Source organism: Arthrobacter cryoconiti (assembly GCF_020905375.1).
Lineage (GTDB): Bacteria > Actinomycetota > Actinomycetes > Actinomycetales > Micrococcaceae > Specibacter > Specibacter cryoconiti.
In genome coordinates this window covers 1-7,641 of record NZ_JAJJBU010000012.1, presented here as the reverse complement: position 1 = coordinate 7,641, position 7,641 = coordinate 1, and the positions used below count along the sequence as shown (strand labels likewise).

General features: G+C 57.9%; 9 protein-coding genes. 6 read left to right on the top strand and 3 right to left on the bottom strand.

From position 1 onward, the window contains the following. Positions 1 to 196: 196 nt before the first annotated feature. Positions 197 to 2,815 (bottom strand): ATP-dependent chaperone ClpB, encoded by a 2,619-nt coding sequence (gene clpB / locus LOH53_RS06595; protein ID WP_230066941.1) that lies wholly within the window; start codon positions 2,813 to 2,815, stop codon positions 197 to 199. A 212-nt stretch (positions 2,816 to 3,027) separates the two neighbouring features. On the opposite strand from clpB, the gene LOH53_RS06590 reads away from it, so the two are divergent. The 3 genes from LOH53_RS06590 to LOH53_RS06580 are packed head-to-tail and all read left to right on the top strand — an operon-like array spanning position 3,028 to position 5,081. After that, the gene (locus LOH53_RS06590) at positions 3,028 to 3,897 is read left to right on the top strand and encodes a DUF4031 domain-containing protein (RefSeq protein ID WP_230066940.1); all 870 of its coding nucleotides are present in this window, start codon (positions 3,028 to 3,030) and stop codon (positions 3,895 to 3,897) included. Between the two features lie 29 nt (positions 3,898 to 3,926). Beyond that, positions 3,927 to 4,382: an ASCH domain-containing protein gene (locus LOH53_RS06585; RefSeq protein WP_230066939.1), complete on the top strand. Its 456-nt coding sequence runs from the start codon at positions 3,927 to 3,929 to the stop codon at positions 4,380 to 4,382. Positions 4,383 to 4,421: 39 nt separating this feature from the next. Continuing rightward, entirely contained in the window at positions 4,422 to 5,081 is a 660-nt protein-coding gene (locus tag LOH53_RS06580) for a pentapeptide repeat-containing protein (RefSeq protein WP_230066938.1), read from the top strand. Positions 5,082 to 5,152: 71 nt separating this feature from the next. On the opposite strand, the gene LOH53_RS06575 is transcribed toward LOH53_RS06580, so the two are convergent. Further along, positions 5,153 to 5,680 carry a PspA/IM30 family protein gene (locus LOH53_RS06575; protein ID WP_230066937.1) on the bottom strand — a complete coding sequence of 176 codons (528 nt, stop codon included), beginning with the start codon at positions 5,678 to 5,680 and terminating at the stop codon, positions 5,153 to 5,155. Positions 5,681 to 5,684: 4 nt separating this feature from the next. Further along, on the bottom strand, positions 5,685 to 6,257 hold the full coding sequence (locus tag LOH53_RS06570; RefSeq protein ID WP_230066936.1) for a hypothetical protein: 573 nt from the start codon (positions 6,255 to 6,257) through the stop codon (positions 5,685 to 5,687). Positions 6,258 to 6,385: 128 nt separating this feature from the next. On the opposite strand from LOH53_RS06570, the gene LOH53_RS06565 reads away from it, so the two are divergent. Genes LOH53_RS06565 through LOH53_RS06555 form a run of 3 tightly spaced genes read left to right on the top strand, consistent with a single transcriptional unit; the run spans position 6,386 to position 7,616 of the window. Beyond that, positions 6,386 to 6,787 (top strand): YccF domain-containing protein, encoded by a 402-nt coding sequence (locus tag LOH53_RS06565; RefSeq protein ID WP_230066935.1) that lies wholly within the window; start codon positions 6,386 to 6,388, stop codon positions 6,785 to 6,787. 41 nt (positions 6,788 to 6,828) lie between these two features. Beyond that, positions 6,829 to 7,062: a hypothetical protein gene (locus LOH53_RS06560; RefSeq protein ID WP_230066934.1), complete on the top strand. Its 234-nt coding sequence runs from the start codon at positions 6,829 to 6,831 to the stop codon at positions 7,060 to 7,062. Continuing rightward, entirely contained in the window at positions 7,062 to 7,616 is a 555-nt protein-coding gene (locus tag LOH53_RS06555) for a HutD/Ves family protein (RefSeq protein ID WP_230066933.1), read from the top strand. The genes LOH53_RS06560 and LOH53_RS06555 overlap by 1 nt, the downstream gene beginning before the upstream one ends. Positions 7,617 to 7,641: the final 25 nt, after the last annotated feature.

Below are 7,641 nucleotides of genomic sequence, written 5' to 3'. Positions count from 1 at the left end.
CTGGAACCATTGTTGACGGCGACACGGTCCTCGTAGACACTGCTACGGACTTTGGCGAGCTAACTGAAGACGGGATGCCGGCTGGCGAGTCTGGGCTTACGGTTAGGCGCAAATAGATAGTTGCAGGCAGAGGGGAGGGGCGTTCTCGCAAAGAATATTCTTTGCGAGAACGCCCCTCCCCTCTGCCTGCAACTATCTATTTGCGCCTAACCGTAAGCCCAGACTCGCCAGCCGGCATCCCGTCTTCAGTTAGCTCGCCAAAGTCCGTAGCAGTGTCTACGAGGACCGTGTCGCCGTCAACAATGGTTCCAGCCAGTAACTCGCGGGCCAACCGGTCACCAATCTGACGCTGCACCAGCCTGCGCAGGGGACGGGCACCATAGGCCGGATCGAAGCCACTCAATGCCAGCCAGGCCTTAGCTGAATCTGTCACCTCCAAGGTGAGCCTGCGCTCGTAGAGACGCGCGCCAAGGGATTGAACCTGCAGGTCCACAATCTTGGATAATTCCTCAACCGTAAGCGCATCAAAGATGACAATCTCGTCCAGCCGGTTAAGGAATTCTGGCTTGAATGACGCTTCCACCATGCCCATGACGGCTTTGTGCTTTTCCGCTTCCGTCAGCTGCGAATCCACCAGGAACTGCGATCCAAGGTTGGAGGTCAGCACCACTATGACATTGCGGAAGTCCACGGTGCGCCCCTGACCGTCGGTGAGGCGGCCGTCGTCGAACACCTGGAGCAAGATGTCAAAGACTTCCGGGTGCGCCTTCTCAACCTCATCGAGCAATACCACTGAGTATGGCCGACGTCGCACTGCCTCGGTCAGCTGCCCTCCCTCGTCATAGCCAACGTACCCGGGAGGGGCACCGACCAACCGCGACACCGAGTGTTTCTCCGAGTATTCGCTCATATCGATGCGGATCATGGCCCGCTCGTCATCGAAGAGGAAATCCGCCAAAGCCTTGGCCAGCTCAGTCTTGCCGACGCCCGTGGGCCCCAAGAACAAGAACGATCCGGTCGGACGGTCCGGGTCGCTAATGCCAGCCCTGGCCCGGCGGACAGCGTCAGAGACTGCCGAAACTGCTTTGCTCTGACCGATCAGCCGGGAACCCAGGACCTGCTCCATCTGCAGGAGCTTCTCACTTTCACCTTGGAGCATGCGACCAGCCGGAATACCCGTCCAAGCCGAGATGACCTCTGCAATATCGTCCGCCGTAACCTCCTCGGCCACCATGAGGTCCTTTTTGTCCGATTCCTCCTCCTCGGCGGCGGCATTGAGTTCATGCTGGAGCGCCGGGAGCTCGCCGTAGAGGATACGTGAGGCCAATTCCAGATCGCCGTCGCGCTGGGCTTTGTCGGCAACGGAGCGCCGCTCGTCCAATTTTGCTTTCAGTTCCCCCACACGGTTAAGGCCAGCCTTTTCTGCTTCCCACCGCGCGTTGAGTCCGGCCAGTTCCTCTTTTTTATCCGCCATATCCGCTCGCAACGCGTCTAGGCGCTCCAATGAGGCCGGGGCAGTTTCCCCGGATAGGGCCAGCTCTTCCATGGTTAGGCGGTCGACGGCGCGGCGCAGCTGATCGATTTCCTCCGGCGCTGAGTCGATCTCCATACGAAGACGCGACGCCGCTTCATCAACTAGGTCGATTGCCTTATCCGGCAACTGGCGTCCTGAAATATAGCGGTTGGAGAGTGTGGCCGCGGCGACAAGCGCCGAGTCAGCAATCTGAACCTTATGGTGTGCCTCATAGCGCTCCTTGAGTCCCCGGAGGATACCGATCGTGTCATCCACGCTGGGCTCGCCGACGTAGATCTGCTGGAACCGGCGTTCCAAGGCCGGATCCTTCTCAATATTTTCTCGATACTCATCCAACGTTGTGGCCCCGATCAGGCGCAATTCACCCCGAGCCAGCATCGGTTTGAGCATGTTGCCGGCATCCATTGAACCTTCTGAGGCGCCAGCACCTACCACCGTATGGATCTCGTCTATGAAGGTGACAATCTGCCCGTCGGAGGACTTTATTTCCTCCAGGACTGCCTTGAGACGCTCCTCAAATTCGCCTCGGTACTTCGCTCCAGCCACCATTGACGCTAGATCCAAACTGATCAACGTCTTCCCCCGGAGGGATTCGGGCACATCTCCAGCCACCATGCGTTGAGCTAGCCCCTCAACGACGGCCGTTTTGCCGACGCCCGGCTCTCCGATGAGCACGGGGTTGTTCTTCGTCCGGCGGCTGAGAACCTGCATGACACGGCGAATTTCCGCATCCCGTCCAATCACCGGATCAAGTTTCCCGGAACGGGCAATGGCGGTCATATCGGTGCCGTACTTCTCCAACGCCTTGAACGTATTTTCAGGGTCCGGGGTTGAGACTTTGCTGTCACCGCGCACTGTTGGCAGCGCGGCGTCGAGCCCCGCTCTGGTAGCTCCCGCTTTGCGCAGCGCATTTCCCGTAGCGCCAGCGTCTTCAGTAAGTCCCAGCAGCAAGTGTTCAGTGGAGACATATTTGTCCCCCATGGATTCGGCCGCCTGCTGGGCGGTCTGGACCGCCAAGAGCGTATTGCGGCCCAGCTGAGCCTGCGCCACCGACGTTCCAGAGGACGCAGGAAGGTTGCGGATGGCGGTGCTGGCAGCCACACTAACCACGTCAGGATCAATGCCAGCTGCCTTCAAAAGCGCAACCGCCACACCTTGACGCTGATCCATCAAAGCCTTGAGTAGATGCGCCGGCTCAACAGTTGGGTTGCCAGCCGTGGAGGCATTCATGGCTGCTGCGGAAAGCGCCTCTTGGCTCTTCGTTGTGAATTTAGCGTCCACGAGGGATCCTTTCGTTGGTCGTGCGGTCAGATTCGGTCAAATTTGGAAGTCTCACTCTCAAACTTGAGTCTAGTACGCTCAACTTATTTTTGGGGCGGCTGCAGTGAAATTTTTCCCACGGCGAAATTGGGGATATTTTTCCCACTAATTCAAGACGTGACTCTGGCTCCGCTTGAACGTGCATGATGCACCAGCAGCTTTAGACTAGGGCCATGATCTTGATCGATCCGCCCTACTGGCCCGCTCACGGAACGGTGTTCTCCCACTTGGTCTCGGACAAGTCCCTTACCGAACTTCACGACTTTGCCGCTGCGGCTGGCCTAAGAAAACGAGCCTTTGATCTGGACCACTACGACGTACCCGAGCGTCTGTATCACCGCCTTATCGTCGCCGGTGCAGCTCCAGTCTCTGGCAAGGACTTGGTTCGGGCGCTGACGGCGTCCGGTTTACGAGTCAAGGCCCGGCACCGGGGAAAGTCCACCGTCAAAGCACTCTCGTACCGCTGGAACACGGTCATGCCCGGACACCCGGAAGTGGGGGCCGGCCTGCTGGAACGTTGGAACGAACCACACCGGAATTACCACTCCGCCGTGCACTTACTAGCCGTCCTCGAGGCCCTTGATCTCCTGACCGATGTCGGCGCACCGCGCGAAGTGACACTGGCCGCATGGTTTCACGATGCGGTCTATGACGGAGTTGCCGGAAGCGATGAAGAGAAATCGGCATTTCTGGCACAATCCCAGCTTTTCGGTTTGGTTTCCGCAGTTGAAGCGGCAGAAGTGGCCCGGCTGGTCCGATTAACGGCCACCCATTCCCCCTCCCCCACTGACCTCGGAGGCGCTCTTCTGTGCGACGGCGATCTGTCGATACTGGGTAGCTCACCGGCGGACTATGCCCGCTATGTTGCCGGCGTCCGCGCCGACTACGCGCACGTCTCTACGCCTAATTTTGCGCGCGGCCGGGCGGCAGTGCTGCACTCACTACTGGCTATCGACCCCCTATTTCACACGAACCGAGGCCGGGAACTGTGGGCAGAAAACGCCAAAGTTAACATCACGAACGAATTGGTACAACTGGACTAAAAAAATTGTGGTCCCGGTAGGCTATCCATATGAGCACCCCGAATCTGCCATCCCTCTCAGAGGCTTCCCTGTCCGGATTGCCCATCCTCGAATTCGCTTTTCCCGGCCCGTTGCGCGAGCAACTCATCACCGCCATCCTCGACGGGACCAAGACATCCACCACGGGCACGCGGCTTGAATACGACGTTGAGAATGAAGCCCTGCCAATGACTGGCGCACGTGAAATTGTCATAGACTCCGCCGGCAAACCCGTGGCCGTGATCGAGATGACCGAGGTCCGCATAGCCCGGCTGGACGACGTCGACCTGCAACATGCAATCGATGAAGGGGAAGGCTATGAGAGCGTGGCTGCATGGCGTGCTGGCCACGAGTCCTTCTGGCATTCGACGAAGATGCGCGATGCCATGGGCGACCCCAATTTCACCGTCGACGACGACACTCTTCTGGTTCTGCAGCGTTTCCGGCTCGTTGGTACCGTTAGCTAGCACAAATCGGATGTCTTTGTTGCTCGCTAGTCTTGACTCATGGCCACGAAAAAAACGATCCGCGCCCCGCGTCTGACCTCCGTGCAGCTGGGTAATTTGGTGGAGAATGAGGACACATTCTTCGGCCCCGGGGAAAGCTACGACGGCCAGCGCTTCGACCGGCCCAACTTTGCCGGCACAGACCTCACCTCCACTGACTTTTTGGACTGCGAACTCAGCGGCCCGGCCTTCGACAACGCGCAGCTACGCGGCACTCGTTTCCGGGACTCGATCATCGCGGACAGCTACGCACCCGTGTTTAAGGCTTCTCGAACCAGCTGGCGTGACGTGGAGATCCGGAACCCTCGTTGGGGATCCGCCGAGCTTTATGACAGCACCTGGCAGTCAGTACGGATCGACGGCGGCAAGCTGGACTTTCTAAATATTCGATCCGCTAAAATCACCGACCTTTGCATCAGCGACTGCATCATTGGGGAACTGGACTTAGGTGGTGCCAAGGTCACCCGGATGGCGTTGCAAAACTGCCGTATCGGCACACTCGATATCCAGCAAGCCACGCTGACTGATTTTGATGTTCGAAGCACTGACTTCCGCACACTCAACGGTATCGGCTCCATGGCCGGCACTATCTTGGACGAATACCAGCTCGGATTGCTGGCACCGTTGCTCGCCGCACATTTGGGCATCACGGTTGCTTGATAGCCGTTCCTGCTAGCAACTGGCCCGCAATAGATGCTCGAAATTCGGGATTTTGCCGCCTTTTAGAGCATCTATTGCGGGCCAGTTTCAAAGGGAGACTCTTTGGAAGATCCGCCAGCATCCCCCGTGCTGAGTTCGGCAAGGGATGCAGCGATGCTTTGATGGGCGACGGCGGCAGCCCGGGCTGCGTTTAGAGTTTGGACACTCACCTCGAATCCGCTGACACGAGCCTGCAATTGCGCTAGGGCGCCCATTAACATAGCTTCTTGTTCCGCCAGGGCGTCGCGCTGCGCAATGAGATCTGCGAGCTGCTCAGTCACGACGTGGTGCCGGATGAGGGCACTCTGCGCGGCACCGTCGTGGCCGCCATCCGCAGCCTGTTCGGAATGCTTTTTTAGGACCAACTGAAGATCCGCAACCTGAAGATCTAACCTTTGCCGACTCACGGAAACATCCGCGACACCACGGCGCATCTGCTGCACTGCCGTGAACTGTTTGAACCCGGATTCGGTTGGGGTCAGCCCACCAGCTAAGGAGGCACCGGTGTCGCGCTTGGCCTTGACACCGAAGAGCCGAGCTAGCCCTCTGCGGACACCCATGGATTCACTCGGCCAGGCCGGTGTAAGTGGCTGACCAGTTCTTCAACATGGTGGCCTCAATTTCCAGCGTGCGCGTCAAGTCTGATAGATCAACCTCGCTCATGGGAGATGCGGCACTGGCCAAGGCATTTCGAATTCCTGTCGCGGTACCCGCTACCTGTTCCACTTGAACGCCAAGAGTCTTCGCATACACGGCCTGCACCGCCGGATCCGGATCGCGCTGCGCCACCAGTAGCTGCGTTTCTAACACGGTTCCTGCATGGACAAGAGTAGTGAAGATGCTGCCCAAATTTCCCGTGTACTGACGCGTGCCTGCCGCCGCTTCCAGACTCCGACGAGTGGCTTCCAAAGAATCCGCCAAGTGGACCCGCTGCTTCATGATCTCTCCAGCAGGCCCAGAGGTGGCTTCCGCCCGCACCTTGAAAGCGCTGCGTTTGGCAGATTCGTACTTCGGTTTTGACAACTTCACCAGCGTCAAAACCCCCCGCGAAACGAGCACGGCGACGGTTATTCCGACACCCACAACAATCGCGAGAATCACCAAAATGATGATCAAGAAGGCTGTTACCCCGTCCATGTACCTATGGTTTCCTGACGTCGTCATACGTTGATCTCTGGTGCAAATTAGCGTAGCACCGGCAACTGGCAGAAGAATCAGGGTCCTCCCCGATTCTTCTCCCAGCGTTGAGAGGGCACAATGAAAACATGAAGACAATCCTCAATCTTGTGTGGCTGGTGTTTGGCGGTTTCTGGCTCGCCCTCGGATATTTCTTTGCTGGCGTCCTGTGCTGCATCTTGATCGTCACCATTCCGTGGGGAATCGCTTCCTTCCGGATTGCCGGTTACGCGCTCTGGCCATTTGGACGAACGGTCGTTGAAAAGCCAGGCGGAAGCGGCTTGGCAAGTACGTTGGGAAACGTTATTTGGCTGCTCGTGGCCGGTATCTGGATTGCCATCGGCCACCTCACCTCAGCCTTTTTTATGGCGATCACCATCATTGGCATCCCACTGGCCATCGCCAATGTGAAGATGATCCCCATCTCCTTGATGCCGCTGGGCAAAGAGATCGTCCCCACCAGCGCGCCGTTCGTTCCTACTTACCACTGACAGTATTCATCGCACGCCACGATGCCGCGTAAGCTTATTCCATGCGCAATAAAGCCGATTGGCTGGACATACTGGTCAACTTCGCCAGTTTCGCCGCCATGATCATGGTTCTCACTTTCGCCAGGGTCAACCTGCCGCTGAAGATCGTCTTGGCTTTTGCCGTGTCCATCGCCATCACAGGTCTCTGGTCTTACTACAAACGCAAGATCCGGCGTCGGCCCTCCGACCCTAAACGTCTCCACGTATACAGCGTTAAGAACGTGGACGACAAATAGTGCAGATCATCCGTTACGCCGATCTCAAAGCAACACCCTGGGCCAACGGCGGTGGTCTAACGCGGCAAGTTGCTGTTGGCCCGCTAAAAACCGATTGGGACTGGCGCATTTCAATCGCCGAAGTTGCCAAAGCAGGCCCCTTTTCCGTTCTCCCCGGGATTGAGCGAATCCTGACCATCATTGACGGCGAACTCATCGCGCTCACAGTGGACGGGGTCGAGCACGCACTTGAAAAGTACCGCCCTTACCGTTTTTCTGGTGACGCGATCACGTCCGCGAGCCTGCCTACGGGCGCGCTCATGGACCTGAACCTCATGACCCGCCGGGATGTTTTCAAGGGTTACACCACCATCGTTGAGCTATCCAAAAAGCGCCCACAACCCGTTTTCGATGGCCAGTTCGCGGTCCTGTTAGCGGGAAGCGCCACAGTTTCAGCGAACGACGGCGCCACCACGGACACTCTTGGCCGCCTTGACACAGTGGTTGGCTCAGAAGAAGAACCGGCAATTTCCGGTCGCGGTTTTCTCGCCGTGCTCAGCATCGACCCCTGCTAAGCATCCAGTCTGCTGTGCAAACAAA